This window comes from Nonlabens tegetincola (assembly GCF_002117085.1).
In the GTDB taxonomy this organism is placed as follows: domain Bacteria; phylum Bacteroidota; class Bacteroidia; order Flavobacteriales; family Flavobacteriaceae; genus Nonlabens; species Nonlabens tegetincola.
The window spans coordinates 107,420-124,040 of record NZ_CP019342.1 but is presented as its reverse complement, the minus strand read 5'-3'; the positions used below and the strand labels follow the sequence as shown (position 1 = coordinate 124,040).

At 35.3% G+C, this 16,621-nt stretch carries 13 protein-coding genes and 1 pseudogene; 9 read left to right on the top strand and 5 right to left on the bottom strand.

The genetic code is table 11. The features are described 5' to 3' along the window. Window positions 1-22 precede the first annotated feature (22 nt). From BST91_RS00650 to pruA, 3 genes are all read left to right on the top strand, one after another. Window positions 23-1,201 carry a DUF3667 domain-containing protein gene (locus BST91_RS00650; protein WP_085774120.1) on the top strand — a complete coding sequence of 393 codons (1,179 nt, stop codon included), beginning with the start codon at window positions 23-25 and terminating at the stop codon, window positions 1,199-1,201. Continuing rightward, the gene (gene apaG, locus BST91_RS00645) at window positions 1,198-1,584 is read left to right on the top strand and encodes a Co2+/Mg2+ efflux protein ApaG (RefSeq protein WP_042275874.1); all 387 of its coding nucleotides are present in this window, start codon (window positions 1,198-1,200) and stop codon (window positions 1,582-1,584) included. Before BST91_RS00650 ends, apaG begins: the two co-directional genes overlap by 4 nt. A gap of 144 nt (window positions 1,585-1,728) precedes the next feature. Beyond that, window positions 1,729-3,357, top strand: coding sequence for an L-glutamate gamma-semialdehyde dehydrogenase (gene pruA, locus BST91_RS00640; protein ID WP_085774119.1), 1,629 nt, complete (start codon window positions 1,729-1,731; stop codon window positions 3,355-3,357). A 69-nt stretch (window positions 3,358-3,426) separates the two neighbouring features. On the opposite strand, the gene BST91_RS00635 is transcribed toward pruA, so the two are convergent. Beyond that, the gene (locus BST91_RS00635; RefSeq protein ID WP_085774118.1) at window positions 3,427-4,464 is read right to left on the bottom strand and encodes an Omp28-related outer membrane protein; all 1,038 of its coding nucleotides are present in this window, start codon (window positions 4,462-4,464) and stop codon (window positions 3,427-3,429) included. Between the two features lie 163 nt (window positions 4,465-4,627). Between BST91_RS00635 and BST91_RS00630 the strand changes: the two genes are divergently transcribed. Both BST91_RS00630 and BST91_RS00625 read left to right on the top strand, forming a co-directional pair. Continuing rightward, complete coding sequence (locus tag BST91_RS00630) at window positions 4,628-5,104, top strand: TlpA family protein disulfide reductase (RefSeq protein ID WP_060523186.1); 477 nt, start codon at window positions 4,628-4,630, stop codon at window positions 5,102-5,104. 21 nt (window positions 5,105-5,125) lie between these two features. Then, on the top strand, window positions 5,126-6,766 hold the full coding sequence (locus tag BST91_RS00625; protein WP_085774117.1) for a DUF6029 family protein: 1,641 nt from the start codon (window positions 5,126-5,128) through the stop codon (window positions 6,764-6,766). 57 nt (window positions 6,767-6,823) lie between these two features. On the opposite strand, the gene rsmG is transcribed toward BST91_RS00625, so the two are convergent. Beyond that, complete coding sequence (gene rsmG / locus BST91_RS00620) at window positions 6,824-7,465, bottom strand: 16S rRNA (guanine(527)-N(7))-methyltransferase RsmG (protein WP_085774116.1); 642 nt, start codon at window positions 7,463-7,465, stop codon at window positions 6,824-6,826. Between the two features lie 95 nt (window positions 7,466-7,560). On the opposite strand from rsmG, the gene BST91_RS00615 reads away from it, so the two are divergent. After that, the gene (locus tag BST91_RS00615) at window positions 7,561-8,748 is read left to right on the top strand and encodes a pyridoxal phosphate-dependent aminotransferase (RefSeq protein ID WP_085774115.1); all 1,188 of its coding nucleotides are present in this window, start codon (window positions 7,561-7,563) and stop codon (window positions 8,746-8,748) included. Between the two features lie 45 nt (window positions 8,749-8,793). Here the strand turns inward: BST91_RS00615 and BST91_RS00610 are convergent, their stop codons facing one another. Both BST91_RS00610 and trkA read right to left on the bottom strand, forming a co-directional pair. Then, the gene (locus BST91_RS00610; RefSeq protein ID WP_085774114.1) at window positions 8,794-10,290 is read right to left on the bottom strand and encodes a TrkH family potassium uptake protein; all 1,497 of its coding nucleotides are present in this window, start codon (window positions 10,288-10,290) and stop codon (window positions 8,794-8,796) included. Continuing rightward, the gene (gene trkA, locus BST91_RS00605) at window positions 10,290-11,639 is read right to left on the bottom strand and encodes a Trk system potassium transporter TrkA (RefSeq protein ID WP_042275885.1); all 1,350 of its coding nucleotides are present in this window, start codon (window positions 11,637-11,639) and stop codon (window positions 10,290-10,292) included. The genes BST91_RS00610 and trkA overlap by 1 nt, the downstream gene beginning before the upstream one ends. Before the next feature lie 199 nt (window positions 11,640-11,838). Between trkA and ubiE the strand changes: the two genes are divergently transcribed. Together ubiE and porT are read left to right on the top strand one after the other, a co-directional pair. Next, window positions 11,839-12,573, top strand: a complete 735-nt coding sequence (ubiE, locus tag BST91_RS00600) for a bifunctional demethylmenaquinone methyltransferase/2-methoxy-6-polyprenyl-1,4-benzoquinol methylase UbiE (protein WP_085774113.1) — start codon at window positions 11,839-11,841, stop codon at window positions 12,571-12,573. 1 nt (window position 12,574) lies between these two features. Continuing rightward, window positions 12,575-13,275, top strand: a pseudogene (gene porT / locus BST91_RS00595) (type IX secretion/gliding motility protein PorT/SprT). On the opposite strand, the gene BST91_RS00590 reads toward porT, so the two are convergent. Next, window positions 13,262-13,999 (bottom strand): TrmH family RNA methyltransferase, encoded by a 738-nt coding sequence (locus BST91_RS00590; protein WP_085774112.1) that lies wholly within the window; start codon window positions 13,997-13,999, stop codon window positions 13,262-13,264. The pseudogene porT and the gene BST91_RS00590 sit on opposite strands and share 14 nt — an antisense overlap. 24 nt (window positions 14,000-14,023) lie before the next feature. Between BST91_RS00590 and tamL the strand changes: the two genes are divergently transcribed. Continuing rightward, window positions 14,024-16,582, top strand: a complete 2,559-nt coding sequence (gene tamL / locus BST91_RS00585; protein WP_042275891.1) for a translocation and assembly module lipoprotein TamL — start codon at window positions 14,024-14,026, stop codon at window positions 16,580-16,582. Window positions 16,583-16,621: the final 39 nt, after the last annotated feature.

Below are 16,621 nucleotides of genomic sequence, written 5' to 3'. Positions count from 1 at the left end.
TCATTAAGCCACATTTGATTTTATGAAACCTACCAGCCGATCACTTATAAAATATAGAGGTCAAGAATGTTTGAACTGCGGCACTCCGCTTGAAAATATTGACAAGTATTGTCACCAGTGTGGTCAATTAAATACCACGAAACGTCTTGCGCTTAAAGATTTCTTTCAAGAGTTTTTCTCCAATGTATTTTCATATGATTCTAGATTGTGGCGCACTATTAAACATCTTTTATTCAAACCAGGGCACGTTACTAAAGAATACTGCGCAGGCAAGAGAATATCCTATGCAAATCCTTTTAGGTTTTTCCTATCTGTTACCATCGTATTTTTCTTACTCGTACAACTTTTAATACTAGCAAGCTCATATGTTGACAAAGATCAACCTAACCAAGATCCACTTAAATTCACTGTAAAACAAGAGGATCAAAACCCATTCAATATAGAAATTGATAGCAATGTTGTAAACAAACAAGACTTAATTAATAAAATCAAAAAATCTAGGGACAGCCTGTCTAGCTCACGTAACATGATTGAGAATTTTGCAATAGACCAATCTATAAAAGCGCTTGAAAAGGATTCTACTAAAATCAAACTGAGTAAGGAATATACCACTCAATCAAAACTAGATAGTATAAATTATTTTTCAGGCTTCTTTAAACAAATGGATGATTACTCCCATTATTCTAAAAAACATCCCGAAGCAAGTGCTGTAAGTGCATTGACAGCACTTGAACATAGAACCGATGCTTTCAATATTAAACGCTATAACAACTCTAGAAAATTTGAAAATATTTCTGACAGTCCATTAGAAATATTAGGTGTCATAATCCCAAAAATTCCAATATTTCTATTCTTTTTTGCACCATTTATTAGTCTGTTCTTTTGGTTAATTTATGCACGAGGACCGTGGAATTATATGGAACATATGGTTTTCAATTTTCATTTACTCACATTTGTGTTTTTATGCCTTTACCTAGTACTATTAGAAACCTTAATTTTTAATACAAGTATCGTTTCCAGTATCCTTTTCTTGCTGATTGGCCCCTTTTATCTATATAAGTCGTTACGCAAGTTTTATGGACAAAGTAGAATTAAAACTATTATAAAATTTGTTCTTATCAATTTTGCATTTTTCTTTCTACTTAGTATCGCCAGTAGCTTATTTTTAATCTTTAGTATCTTTGCATCAGTAGATTTATGATACAACAAGTCACTAGAGGTATAAAAATTTCTGTTCAAACGAGTTTTGAAGGTACATTTTATAAGAATTATAAAATGCACTACGCCTTTGGTTACAAAATCACCATTGAAAATCAAGGTAAGGACAGTGTACAATTAACCTATAGACACTGGCGCATTAAAGATAGTCTATCAAAAACAGAACATGTAGATGGTGAAGGCGTGATAGGAAAAAAACCCGTTCTTAAACCAGGAGAAAGACACAGTTATCAAAGCGGCTGTTTACTAACCTCACCATTCGGTAATATGAGCGGTCATTACACCATGGTAAATTTCACCACTACAAAACAGTTTAATGTAGTCATTCCTACCTTCAAACTTAGCGCTCCATTTGCGTTAAACTAGTCTAGTGTTTATTACGCTTTCGCGAAAGCGAGATTATACACAATCAACTTTCCATCCATTCACATTAATTTATAATCAGGCTTTTATTCAAGCCTGAATAAAGTTGTATTTTCACACCATAATTAAAAGTATAAATTTCACAACATGGGAAAAGGATTTTTCAACGTACCAGTTGCAGTTAATGAACCAATAAAAAGCTATGAACCAGGCTCTAAAGAAAGAGAAGAAGTTCTAGCTGCATATAGCGAATTATTTAACGCCAATACAGAAATACCGTTATTTATCAATGGTAAAGAAATAAAAACTGGCACGACAGGAACTGTACGACCACCACATGATCACCAGCATAGTGCAGGTACTTACCACATTGCAGGCAAGGATGAAGTACAGCAAGCTATTGCGGCAGCACTTGAAGCGCGCAAAGAATGGTCACAAATGAGCTGGGAAAACCGCGCTGGGATCTTCCTAAAAGCAGCAGAACTAATTGCAGGACCTTATCGTGCAAAGATTAATGCTGCCACCATGATAAATCAATCAAAAACGATTTATCAAGCAGAAATTGATAGCGCTTGTGAATTAATAGACTTTTTGAGATTCAATGTAGAATACATGACAGAGATCTACTCTGAGCAGCCTGAGTCAACAAGCGGTGCATGGAATCGTTTAGAATACCGACCGTTAGAAGGTTTTGTTTACTGTGTAACTCCTTTCAACTTTACTGCAATTGCTGGTAATTTACCAGCGAGTGCTGCCCTTATGGGTAATGTTACTGTATGGAAACCTAGCGACCATCAAATGTTAAGTGCAAAAGTTGTTATGGACGTGTTTAGAGAAGCAGGTGTTCCAGATGGAGTAATAAATATGGTAAATGCAGATCCAGTTATGATGACTGAAGAAGTGCTTGCTCATCCAGACTTTGCTGGAATACACTTTACAGGATCAACAGGAGTATTCAAAAGTATTTGGGGACAAATAGGTGCTAATATTAACACATATAAAACCTACCCTAGAATTGTAGGTGAAACAGGTGGAAAAGACTTTATTGTTGCACATAAAAGTGCTATACCTCAACAAGTAGCTACGGCTATATCAAGAGGTGCCTTTGAATTTCAAGGTCAAAAGTGTAGCGCTGCATCAAGGGCTTATATTCCACAAAGCATGTGGCCAGATGTTGAAAAATTAGTACGTCAGGACTGTGACAGTTTTAAAATGGGTAGTCCTGAAGACATGAGTAATTTCATTACAGCAGTTATACACGAAGGCTCATTTGACAAGATAACTTCTTACATAGACCAAGCTAAAAAAGATTCTAATGCCGAAGTAATAATTGGTGGTAACTATGATAAATCAAAAGGATATTTTATTGACCCTACGGTAATTGTAACTACTGATCCAAAATACCCAACTATGGAAACAGAGTTGTTTGGTCCAGTAATCACAGTGTATGTATATGAAGATGAAGATTTTGAAGCTACTCTTAAGTTAGTTGATAGCACAAGTGAATACGCTCTTACAGGAGCTGTTTTTTCACAGGATAGATATGCACTAGGTACAGCCGTAAAAGCATTAGAAAACTGTGCAGGAAATTTCTATCTAAACGATAAACCTACTGGTGCTGTTGTAGGTCAACAACCATTTGGTGGAGCTAGAGCCTCTGGAACCAACGACAAAGCAGGTTCAAAATTAAATCTTTTGCGATGGGTTTCTCCTAGAATGATTAAAGAAACATTTGTAAGTCCTGTGGATTACAGATACCCTTTCTTGGGCGAATAGCTATAAAATTAGATATAAAAAAAGCCGATTCAATAAAATTGAATCGGCTTTTTTTGTGTTGAGATTTAATTAATCAAAATCAACATTAGTACCAACTTGTGCTTTTTGCGCATTTACTACTTTACCCGAAGCGTCTACCACAAATGCAACAATCTCCATATCATTTTGATTTGCAACTCCAGCCACATTAGATGTAAGCGTTACAGAATACTCATTTCCTCCAACCTGTTGATCTGCTGGTATAGGATCTCCAAAAACATCAGTAAGATTCTTTGATAAAACATGCTCATGAACGAATCCTTGTATAGGATCTACTCCTCCATAATTGTTTGTATAATTTCTTTGTGCTTCGATAAGGCCATTTTCTAAGGCATATACTACTAAACTTAGACCTGATTGATCTAAATCAAAACCAACCCTAATTGAGGCAGACAAGGTATTATTAGTAATAGAAGAATTTATCGCAACACCTACCTCCTTTTGCACATTCAAATAACTAATTGGCTGGGTCATATTCATAGCATCACCAGATACAGAATTCCAACTTTGATCTCTATTCAAAATACCTGTCGGAAATCCACTGACACCAAATCTTTGTCTCATTTGACCTTCGAACGGAAACACCATAGAATCACCATTGTGAACAGCTATAGCTATAACATTAGAATTTGAAGCTCCCAAATCTTCAATCCCTTGTGAAATTCTAGGACACCATCCACACCAAGCACCGGTATAATCTTCAATTATCATTTTTGTTGAGTAAGAAGGTACTATAACTTCAATATCAACATTATTTGCACTGTCACCATTATATTCTGCGGTAACAACTTTTGATCCTACAGTATCAAGTAAAACCGTGTTTCCAGTAATAGGTGTTCCATCCAGGGATATAGTAGCTTGAGAAGTTACATTAACGGTACCATTCATGACGGTAAAAGTTACTATTGTATTTTCATAGACTCTAGTTTTATCAGCAGATAATACCAATCCTTGATTACCATTGCCATTACCATTGCCTCCTCCATCATCCGTAGATTCTGATGAACACGAGGTCAAGGTTACCGCAACTAAAAGCAAGAAGATTTTTAAAAAGTTAGCTGTTTTCATAATTTAAGTTGTTTTAACGATTATTTAAGAATAACCAAATATAAAAACAATGTTTTAAAAACCTAATACATTGATTTTTAATAATGAAAAGTTTTAACTAAAAAGCAGTTTGGCACATTATTTATTAAAGAACTGTTATAATTGCATTTCAAAACTTAATTATATGAAAAAACTTATTCTATTAGCTTTATTGATATTTTCATCAATAAGCTATTCTCAAACCGAACTTCCAGAAATCATTCTTAAGGATCTAAATGGCAAAAAAGTAACTCTCTCTGAGCTCAGTAAGGATAAACCAGTAGTATTTTCATTTTGGGCAACATGGTGTACTCCTTGCATGAAAGAGCTAGATGCTATTAAATTAGATTATAACGAGCTGCAGAAAGAGATCGGATTTGAACTATATGCTATAGCAACTGACGACGCTAGATCTAAACCAAGGGTAAAAACAGAAGTAGATGGTAGAGCATGGCCCTACACCGTTTTGTTAGATAAGAAAAATGAAATTATCAGGTATCTAGGCAATCCTAACATTCCTCTTACCTTAATCGTAAAGGACAATAAAATTGTATACCGCCACTCTAGCTTCACACCTGGAGCTGAGGAAGAACTTTATGAAGAGTACAAAAAACACATATAAAATTCAATCCAACACTGATTTATGAAAAATTATCTGCTATTAGCAGCACTTTTAATCGCTTTTAATATAAAAGCACAAGATGGAACATTTTCTGGTGGTTTGGAATCCAATTCCCAATGGTATCAAGATGATGACGGGATACTTAATGGTGTAGCTCCTCAAGATCAATTTCGTTCAAACAACTATCTCAAGCTTCAATATACTCAAGGTAAATTTACTGTCGGCGCTCAATATGAATTGTATCAACCTTCTCCTTTATTAGGTTACTTTGAAGGATTTGAAGGAAATGGAATCGCAACCTATTTTGCAACTTTTAAACATAAGGATCTGGAAATCACAGCTGGTAATTTCTATGATCAATTTGGTAGCGGATTAATATTTAGAACCTGGGAAGATCACACCTTAGGTATCGATAATTCGATAAGAGGAATAAGAGTTAACTATGCTTTTAATGATTATCTTGAAGCTACAGGATTCATTGGAAACCAAAGAACTGGCTTTGAGTTATCTGAAGGTACTGTACAAGGTATTAATTCAGAGTTTGATTTAGGAGAACTATTAAATACGGAAACTGGAATAAATATAGGTACTAGCTATGTAGGACGATATCAAGTAAACACATCTGCAGATCCAAATTTCCCATCGACCGTCAATGCATATAGTATGAGAGGAGATCTTTACTTTGACAAATTTAACTTACAAGCAGAGTATGTTTACAAGGAACCAGATGCAGTTATTGTTGGTGGCACACCTTTATTAGGTAACTACTTTGACGGGCGTGCGTTATTACTAAATTTAGGATACTCTATTCCAGGTTTAGGAATAAATACAACTTTAAGAGCTACCGAAAATATGGGCTTTTTCTCTGACAGAGAACAAGCAGGTAACCCTTTTTTAAATCAAACTATCAATTTTGTACCAGGATACACTAAGCAAAGTAGTTACATGGTACGCAATATCTATGTATACAATCCACAAGTATTCTTAAATCCAGATGAAGAAGAAGCCGGAGAAATTGGAGGACAGTTAGACGTAGTTCATACAGCAAAACCTGGTTCTCTATTCGGATTTAAATATGGAACTACTTACTCTTTAAACTACTCAAATTGGGCAGGTTTAGATTCATCATTTGACGTACCGAACAATGACTATGATGCAAGCTTGTTTTCTAGAGGTAAGAAATACTTTGAAGAGTTTAGCTTTCAATTAAACACCAAATTTAGCAAAGCGCTTTCTGCGAAGTTTACAGCCGCTCAAACTTATTACAACGCTAAAAATATTGAAGGTGGAAATTTACTAGATGGACAGTCAGAACTTAATGGCACTGCATTTGTAGCAGATCTTCTCTACGATTTAGGAAAGGGAAGATCAGTTAGATTTGACGCTCAACATTTATCTGCAGATGCTGATAGAGGTAACTGGGCAGCAGCAACATTGGAATACGCTTTTAACACGTCACTTTCTCTTTATGTGGCCGACTTGTACAACTATGATGACACCGATATTCATTACTATTCAGTTGGTGGTTCGTATACCAAAGGCCGTACGAGAGTAGCCCTTAATTATGGTAGACAACGTGGTGGACTGATTTGTGTAGGTGGTGTTTGTAGGTTTGTTCCAGAAAATACTGGTCTCACACTTAATCTCACGACTAATTTTTAATCCGAGATTTTAAACATAAAAAAACCTGCATAAAGCAGGTTTTTTATGTTATATACTTTACAAAGGTAGATGAACCACTTTTTTAGTTTCAAAAAATTCATCTTCAAAAACCTCATCAAGATTATACTGGTAAGCATTGGGAAATGGCTTCAGTTCCTTGGTTAAGTCTCCGCCTTTTAAATATAAAATTCCATTCTCAATGCTGTGATAACTATCCTTTCTAATTTTGTTACGAGTCCATTTAACAAAATCTGGCATGTTTGTTACAGCACGACTTACAACAAAGTCAAACCTTCCCTTCACTTTTTCTGCTCTTCCATGTTCAGTAGTCACATTTTGTAAACCCAAAGCCTCTACTACCGCGTTAACGACCTTTATCTTTTTTCCTATCGCATCTATAAGATAAAATTTAGTTTTTGGAAACATAATCGCAAGCGGTATTCCAGGAAAGCCTCCGCCAGTTCCTACATCAAGTACCCTTGTTCCTCCTGGTGTATTAGGTAAGCTTTCGCGAAAGCGTACTACAGAAACAATCCCTAAACTGTGTAAAACATGCCTCGTGTAGAGCTCGTCTATATCTTTACGTGAAATTACATTAATCTGACTGTTCCATTCCTTATAAAGGGATTCTAGCGCCTGAAATTGAGAAAACTGTTCATCAGTTATGTGAGGAAAATAATCTTTTATGATTTGTGCCAAGGTGTAAAATTTTTGTACAAAAATAGAACATTATCTTAGCCTGTTAGGTATATTCTTATCACCTTGGTTATTTTTGTATTTAAACATCACTACTAATGAAAGAGCATCTATCTAACAGGATCAACAACTTACCTACAAGTGCAACTCTCGCAATGGCTGCAAAAGCTAGAGAATTAAGAGAACAAGGGAAAGACATAATAGGATTAAGCCTAGGTGAACCTGATTTTAATACACCAGATTTTGTTAAAGATGCTGCTATCCAGGCAATCAATGAAAATTATAACAGCTATACACCTGTCGATGGATATACTGAATTAAAGGATGCTGTAATCGAAAAGTTTAAAAGGGATAATAATCTTACATATAACCGCGATCAAATTGTAGTCTCTACTGGAGCAAAACAATCTATTGCAAATGTAGCAATGGTCTTGCTCAATGAAGGTGATGAATGTATTCTACCTGCACCTTATTGGGTAAGTTATGCGGCAATCGTGCAACTAGCAGAAGGAGTCCCGGTAGAGGTAAGAGCTGGAGTAGAACAAAATTTCAAAATAACTCCTCAACAATTAAATGATGCTATAACACCTAAAACTAAAATGGTTTTGTTTTCATCGCCAAATAATCCTAGTGGTGCCGTTTACAGTAAGGAAGAGCTAGAAGGTCTCGCTGGTGTATTAAAAGACTACCCTAATATTATCGTGGTTAGTGATGAAATTTACGAACATATTAATTATACAGGAACCTACACTAGCATGGCTGAGATTGATGGAATGTATGAAAGAACTGTTGTGGTGAATGGTGTTTCAAAAGCTTTTGCGATGACTGGTTGGAGAATTGGTTATATAGGCGCTCCTTCCTGGATCGCTAGAGCGTGTAATAAAATGCAAGGCCAAATCACTAGCGGCGCAAATTGTATCGCACAACGTGCTGTAATTACTGCATTAAAAGCTCCAGTGAGCAAAATACAGTACATGATAGATGCATTTTCTAAACGCAGAGATCTAGTTCTCAGTTTACTTTCTGAAATAGAAGGTTTTGTAACTGATACTCCAGATGGTGCGTTTTACGTATTCCCAGACGTAAGTTCATTTTTTGGAAAGACAATTAAAGGTCATGTGATTAAAGATGCTACAGATTTTTCTTTAATGATTCTGGAGGAAGCAAATGTAGCAACAGTCTCTGGCGACGCATTTGGAGCTCCTAACTGTATTAGAATATCCTATGCTGCAAGTGAAGATCAAATTAAAGAAGCTTTACAAAGAATAAAGACTGTACTTTCTTAATCTAGAAAGTACAGTCTTTTCAATTATATGGTAAGCAAATCTTAATTACCTATTACGCCAAAAGAACGGCGTGAAGAGGATAAGTACTGTAAATAATTCTAACCTTCCGATAAGCATAAGGAAGCTACACCACCATTTTCCTAAGTCTGGTAAACCTGCAAAATTATCTACAGGAGAGAGATCACCAAAAGCAGGCCCAACGTTACCCAAACTACTGAGCGCTCCTCCAATAGCTGTATCAAAATCAAGCCCTAATGCAGCAAGTACTACTGCTCCTATAATAAAGGATAGCATGTAAAGAATAAAAAAACCTAGAACGCTAAATACATTATTGCTAGGGACCGCTCTTCCGTTATAGCGAACAGGAATTATAGCACTAGGATGCAAGGTCCTTTTAAATTCCATAATACCATTCCTTATCAAGATGATGTGTCTAACTACTTTTACTCCACCTGATGTAGATCCTGCACTACCGCCGAGGAAGAAGAGACCAAAGAACATTATGGTTAAAAATGGAGTCCAAAGCGTATAATCTGCAGTCACAAATCCAGTAGTGGTCATCACTGCCAAAACTTGAAAAACCGCATGCCTTAAAGAGCCTTCTGCCCTTCCTGCAACTAATGGGTGAGCAATTGTTGACGCAGTTAAATCTGCTTGATAATAAATAAGAACAGCAGAGATTAATGTGAATAATAAAACAAATCCTGCGTACCATTTAAATTCAGTGTCCTTTAAAATCCTACTGAATCTTCCCTTGAAAGCAAAATAACTAAGTACAAAATTAGTTCCTGCAATAAACATGAAAACAATGATGATCCACTGTACCGCTGGATTATCATTCCAATACGCCATACTAGCATTTTTTGTAGAGAATCCACCTGTAGATAAAGTACTTAAAGCGTGGTTAATAGCATCAAACCAATTCATTCCTGCTATTCTAAGTAATATTGTTTCAATTCCTGTAAAACCTACATAAATAAGCCATAATCTTTTTGCTGTGTCGGTGATTCTTGGATGTAATTTATCAGCACTTGGACCAGGTGCTTCTGCTGCAAACAATTGCATACCACCAATTCCTAATAAAGGTAAAATAGCAACTGCTAGTACAATAATACCCATTCCACCAATCCAATGTGTGAGACTACGCCAGAATAAAACACCTTTTGGCATTATTTCTATATCATTCATTATGCTAGCACCAGTAGTAGTAAATCCACTCATTGTTTCAAAAAAAGCGTCGGTATAATTATCCAAAGCACCTGAAAAAACATAAGGCATAGTTCCCGCAAAAGCCATAATTAACCATCCTAATGAAACAATTAAATACCCTTCTTTTTTATGTAAAACACGTTGATGTTTACGAGTTAGATACATAGAAATAGCACCTAAAATTATAGCTACTACTCCAGCCATTAGTATATCAATGCCTTCTGGCTCTTTATAAATAGCACTTACAGCAGCACTCAAAAACATAAAACCACCGTTAAACAATAACAGTAGTCCCATGATGTAAATAATTATTTTGTAATTAAGTCTAGTCATTACAAGAATAATTTTTCAACCTTAGAAATGGATCTAGGTAGACAGCATACCACTACTCTATCACCTGCTTCAATTTTGAAATTTCCTAGAGCAATATTTCCGATCCCATTTCTTATTACACCACCAACGATTGCACTTCTAGGCAAACCTGCTTCAACTAGGTTTTTATTGCAGATGTCACTGTCTGGTTTTACGATAAATTCCAGCAGCTCGGCATTCATGTTATTCAGCTTGGTCATCGCAACCACTTCACCTTTTCTTACATATCTAAAGATATTGTTTGCTGCAAGTAACTTCTTATTAATTAAGGTATCAATACCTATACTATGAGATAATTGAAAATAATCCATATTCTCAACAAGTGCTATTGTTTTATTAACACTTTTACTTTTAGCCATTAAGCTAGAAATAATGTTTGTCTCACTATTACCAGTTACAGAGATAAAAGCATCCATTTCATGTATACTCTCTTCTTGAAGTAGTTCAACATTCCTTCCATCTCCATTAAGGACAAGAACATCTGGCAACTGATCTGCTAGGTCAAAGGCCTTGGCTGGATTTATTTCTATTAACTTAACATTTATTCCTGCTTTTGAAAGTTTTTCGGCACTTTGAATTCCTATTTTACTTCCTCCTAAAATCATTAAGTTCTTAACAGTATGTTTGGTCTTACCCGAAAGTTTGTAAAGCTCTTCGACACCATCTGGAGTGGTAATAAAATAAACCTGATCTCCTTCTTTAAACTTAGTATCACCACGAGGTATCAAAGTGTATTGTGTACCAAATCTTTGAATCGCAATCGGCATGAAATGAACTTCAGGAAATATTTCACCAGCTTGTTGTACTGTTTTTCCAACCATTTGAGCATTTCTAGGAAGGTTTACACCTACCATAGTCAATGCCCCATTCTCAAATTCATAAGAATCATTGAACGCACTTTGATTGAGTAATAATTCAATTTCTTTACTAGCTAAACTTTCAGGACTGATTAATTCATCAATACCAAAATTTTTAAAGCCTAAATTGTCTTGATGTTCTAAAAACTCGGTATTAGAAATTCTGGCTATGGTACGTTTTGCTCCTAATTGTTTAGCAAGAACAGATATGGTAATATTAGTAGTTTCACTCGCTGTTACAGCTATAACAAGATCTGCAGCATCAATTTTGGCATCTTGAAGAATTTTGATAGATGTTGCATCACCTCTTAAGGTTCTTATATCTAGATGTGAGTCTGCATGATATAGATTCTCCTTAACAGGATCGATAAGTGTAATATCCTGTGATTCAAAGGACAGCAACTTAGCAAGATGAAAACCTACCTCACCTGCACCTGCAATAATGATTTTCATAAAAACAATGTTCTATACCTCAAAGATAGGAGAATGCAAGGAATAAGTCTCATAAATAACCATAATTAAGAGCCTGCGTAGGAATAAAAACTATTGTTACCAAAAACAAAAGTTTACATCTTGCTTAACAGTTAATCCTAATAATCATAACAATAAGCTCTTTTATACCTATTATCTTTGCATAATAAATCTGTATCAATTGGCAAACGAAGTTAAACCATACAAAAACAATCAGACCGGTAAAAAACAACAAGTCACAAAAATGTTTGACAACATTAGTGGTGAATACGACGGTTTGAATAGAGTTATCTCTTTAGGATTAGATCAAAAATGGAGAGATAATGTTGTAGATCTTGTAGCTCAATCAAAACCAGATGTAATAATGGACATCGCTACAGGGACTGGTGATCTGGTTATTAAAATGGCTCAAAAGACCAATGCTACTAAATTAATAGGACTGGATATTTCTAGCGGTATGCTAGAAATAGGAAAAATTAAGGTTAGTAAAGAAGAACTAGATGACCGTATTGAGATGGTACTTGGAGATTCAGAAAACCTAAAGTATGATGATAATTCAATTGATGCAATTACCGTAAGTTACGGCGTAAGAAACTTTGAAGATTTAGAGAAAGGGTTATCAGAAATACTAAGGGTTTTAAAACCTGGTGGTATTCTTGTTGTTCTAGAGACCAGTGTACCTGCCAAATTTCCGTTTAAGCAAGGGTACTATTTATATTCTAATTTAATTGTTCCTACTTTAGGAAAGCTTTTTTCTAAAGATAAAACTGCATATGGATATCTTTCTAAAAGCGCCGCACAATTTCCACATGGGGAAGCTTTCAACAATATTTTAAAGAAAGTTGGGTTTAATGAAGTAGACAATTATTTACAATTTTACGGTGCTTCCACCATTTATAAAGCTACAAAAGGATAATATGAGAATATTCATTATCACTATAGTGCTATCATTGAGCGCTCAACTATCTAATGCTCAACTTTTTTCTAAAGAAAAATTTTAAATAGAGAAAATTTTGACAAACAACGATACACTTGGGGTTACTATTTAGGCTTTAACTCTTATGATTATAAATTTGATTATAATGAATTAACCGAGGAAATTAATACCGAAACAAGTGTTGGTTTCAATGTCGGTCTTGTAGGTGATGTCAGACTAAATGACTATTTCAACTTAAGACTTGAACCTGGGATTGTTTTTGTAAATCGAACTCTTACTTTTCCAGACCCATCTTTAATGACGCCTGCTCAACAGGAACGAGAGGTAGTATCTACTTACATCAACGTACCCTTATTACTCAAATTTTCGACAAAAAGAAAAAACAATTGGAAACCCTTTGTCGTAGGTGGCTTTTCATGGTCGTCTAACTTATCCAGTAACGAAGAAAATCCTGATGATAATTCTGCTGGGCAGTTTAGACAGATGACTAATGTTTTTAACTATGAAATAGGAATTGGTGTTGACCTGTACCTATTCTACTTTAAATTCTCTCCATCTATACGAGGTGTATTTGCTATGACGGACGAATTGGTTCCAGACATGGATGTAAACAGTCCATGGACAGGAAATATTTCGAGTATGCAGTCTAGAGGTATTTTTATCAATTTTACTTTCCAGTAAAAGACAAACTCTTTTTCCAGTGAGCCGTAATTATAGCGGCTGCGATAGCTACGTTTAAACTTTCAGTCGCACCATGTGTACTATGAGATGGGATACTAACTGGTGTTCCTAATTGCTTAATCGAATCACTTACACCATGAGACTCGCTACCCATAACTATGGCAGCGTTTTCAGGAATTGAGGTAGAATATAACGACTCACCATCCATATGAGCAATATATACAGATCGTTGTGTTTCACTTAGGAATTCTTCAATATCCCTATAATAAACTTGTACTCTTGCAATAGATGACATCGTTGCTTGGATACATTTTGGATTAAATAAATCAACAGTATCACGAGAACAAACTATATGAGAAACGCCATACCAATCTGCTAGTCTTATTATAGTGCCTAGGTTCCCTGGATCCTTAACACCATCTAGCACTATTATACCACCATCATGTGGAATAGCAGATTGCTTAAGTATTTCAAAAACGGCTAAATATCCAGGAGGCGTTGTTAAGTTTGAAATTGTCTTCATCTCCTTTTCTGTAACAACCGTAAGCTCTAGATGATCAAGCTTGTGATTTCCAGAAGTTACAAAAACACTTTTGCAATCAAGACCAGATTGGTATAACTCTTGAATAGACTTATAGCCTTCAACTACAAACAATCCATGAGTATCTCTTCCTTTTTTACGAGAAAGTGATTTTATGAGTTTTATATAGTTTCTAGTAAGCAATTATTAATACTTTTGATTTTTAGAATGACAAAGAAACGATTTACTCTACATATAGCAGCCATATGCACTCTATTATTACTTATCGTTTCTTGTAATGCGGTAAAAAGAGTGCCGCAAAACAAAAATCTACTTGTTAAAAATAGAATTTTAGTTGACAGTCTAGCGCCGGACGATCCTAGAGTAAAAACTTTACCAGCACTACAACCTAATACAAAACTACCACTTATAGGTTACCCACTACGATTACATATTTATAATTTAGCAAGACCCAACAAAGACTCTCTTGTCGCTGCCTGGAAAAATAGCCATTCTGGTACTGATGAGTTTTTGGAAAATACGCTTTCGCGAAAGCAAACTAACAAACTATACAATTCATTAATTGATTTCAATAAGTGGTTAAAACGTACTGGAGAATCACCGGCAATTATAGACAAAGAGCTCGTTACAAAATCTGAAGAGCGTTTAAAAGCCTGGTACTGGAATCAAGGGTACTTTAATACAGAGGTTTCTCATGAAATTATAGAAAAGTCCAGAAAAAAAAGAGCCGAAATTTTATATAAAGTTGAGCGCAACCGACCTTATATAATTGACTCAATTAAATCCAAAATAGAATCAACAGCTATAGATTCATTATATCAAATTACAAAAGGAAAAAGTTTTGTCGTAGCTGGAGAACAATATCTATCCCAAAATTTTACTGACGAGCGTGATAGACTAAATACTTACTTTAGAAACCATGGAGCCTATCACATGGAAAAAGAATATATAAAATTTGAAGGCGACACTGTTAATACCGATCATAAAGCAAACATCACGCTTATTATCAAAGACAGAGAAGAACAATTAGGCGATTCTACCTATACAACCCCATTTAGAGTTCATAAAATAAGTAAGGTAAATATTATTCCAGACTATACAAATGAGCTAGATAGTATTCCAGCAGATACCACTAGGTATGAAGATTACAATATCATTAGATATGGAAAACGTAAATACCGCAGTAATACATTAACTGACGCTGTATTCTTTCATGAAGGCGATATATATCGCGATCTGGATCGAGATCGAACTTATAAGCGCATTACTGAGCTACAGAGTTTTTTGTATCCACAAATACGCTATGTATCAGATCCTGCAGATTCAACTGGTCGTGATCTAATAGCCAATGTTCTTCTTACATCAAAGAAAAAGTTTAATGTAAAAATCGCTCCAGAGGCTACACACAGCAACATTCAAACATTAGGTATTGGTTTAAACACTTCGTTACTCATACGTAACTTATTTAAAGGAAGTGAGTTGCTAGATATTTCCTTTAGAGGAAATATAGGAGCAAGTTCAAATGCAGCAACAGGAGATTCTAGATTTTTTGATTTACAAGAATTTGGCGCTGATGCACGATTATCATTCCCTAGGTTATTTGTACCCTTTGAAACAGATGGTTTCATTCCTAAGTACATGTCACCATCTACCGATTTTACCATTGGATTTACCAGTCAAACTAACATCGGTCTAGATAAACAAAGTTTACAAGGTGCATTAAGGTATAATTGGCAGCAAACGCCAGTAAAAAGTACCATTTTTGAATTAGTAAATGCGCAGTATGTACGCAATTTAGATCCAGGCAACTTTTTTAATGTCTATCGCAGCAGCTATGGTAGTTTGAATGATATTGCAAATGATTTAAGCCTGAGCAGTCCTACCTATGTAAATGATGAAGGCGACCTAATTGTACCTGATGGAACTTCTCAATTTATTCAAGATGGATTAAATGGCACTTTATCTACAACAGCAGAACAGCAGCAAATAATACGTAATATTAGAGAAAGAAGACAACGTTTATCTCAAAACAACCTTATAATAAGTTCTAGCTACAACTGGATTCGTAATAATAGGCAAGGAATCTATGATGATGATTTCTCACGAATAAGCGTTAGAGTAGAACTCGCAGGAAATGTCTTGGCTGGAATTTCAGATTTAGTTGGAGTTGAAGAAAACAGCAATGGACAAAAGGAGGTTTTTGGAGTTGAGTTTTCACAGTATGTAAAAACAGAGTTTGATTATGTAAAACACTGGCAATATTACAACGGTCATGTGTTGGCGATAAGAACCTTTGCTGGTATTGCAATACCTTATGGAAACTCTGATAACATTCCATTCATAAGATCTTTCTTTGCAGGTGGTCCCAACGACAACCGTGCTTGGCAAGCTTATGAATTAGGTCCAGGAAGAACTGGTGGAATTAACGATTTCAATGAAGCCAATATGAAAATTGCTTTAAATGCAGAATATCGATTTCCTATTACCGGTGCGTTTAAAGGTGCAGTTTTTGCCGACATCGGTAACATATGGAATGTGCTAGATAGTGAGGACGATCCAGATGCTATATTCAATGATTTTTCTGACCTAGGTGCTCTTGCAATAGGTACTGGTGTAGGATTACGTTATGACTTTGGATTTTTCGTAATGAGATTAGATGCTGGTTTCAAAACTTACAATCCTGCTGCCGATCCAGGTGAAAGATGGTTCAAAGAAATGAAATTTAATCGTGCTGTTCTTAACGTAGGGATTAATTACCCATTCTAAAACGTTGTAGGACATTAAATTGCAAATAGTTGACACACT

Bases quoted from the DNA above. Each gene is read 5' to 3' on its own strand.
- tamL (WP_042275891.1), top strand. From the start codon at position 14,024: ATGACAAAGAAACGATTTACTCTACATATAGCAGCCATATGCACTCTA.
- apaG (WP_042275874.1), top strand. From the start codon at position 1,198: ATGATACAACAAGTCACTAGAGGTATAAAAATTTCTGTTCAAACGAGT.
- BST91_RS00610 (WP_085774114.1), bottom strand. From the start codon at position 10,290: ATGACTAGACTTAATTACAAAATAATTATTTACATCATGGGACTACTG.
- BST91_RS00630 (WP_060523186.1), top strand. From the start codon at position 4,628: ATGAAAAAACTTATTCTATTAGCTTTATTGATATTTTCATCAATAAGC.
- BST91_RS00650 (WP_085774120.1), top strand. From the start codon at position 23: ATGAAACCTACCAGCCGATCACTTATAAAATATAGAGGTCAAGAATGT.
- BST91_RS00625 (WP_085774117.1), top strand. From the start codon at position 5,126: ATGAAAAATTATCTGCTATTAGCAGCACTTTTAATCGCTTTTAATATA.
- BST91_RS00635 (WP_085774118.1), bottom strand. From the start codon at position 4,464: ATGAAAACAGCTAACTTTTTAAAAATCTTCTTGCTTTTAGTTGCGGTA.
- pruA (WP_085774119.1), top strand. From the start codon at position 1,729: ATGGGAAAAGGATTTTTCAACGTACCAGTTGCAGTTAATGAACCAATA.
- trkA (WP_042275885.1), bottom strand. From the start codon at position 11,639: ATGAAAATCATTATTGCAGGTGCAGGTGAGGTAGGTTTTCATCTTGCT.
- BST91_RS00615 (WP_085774115.1), top strand. From the start codon at position 7,561: ATGAAAGAGCATCTATCTAACAGGATCAACAACTTACCTACAAGTGCA.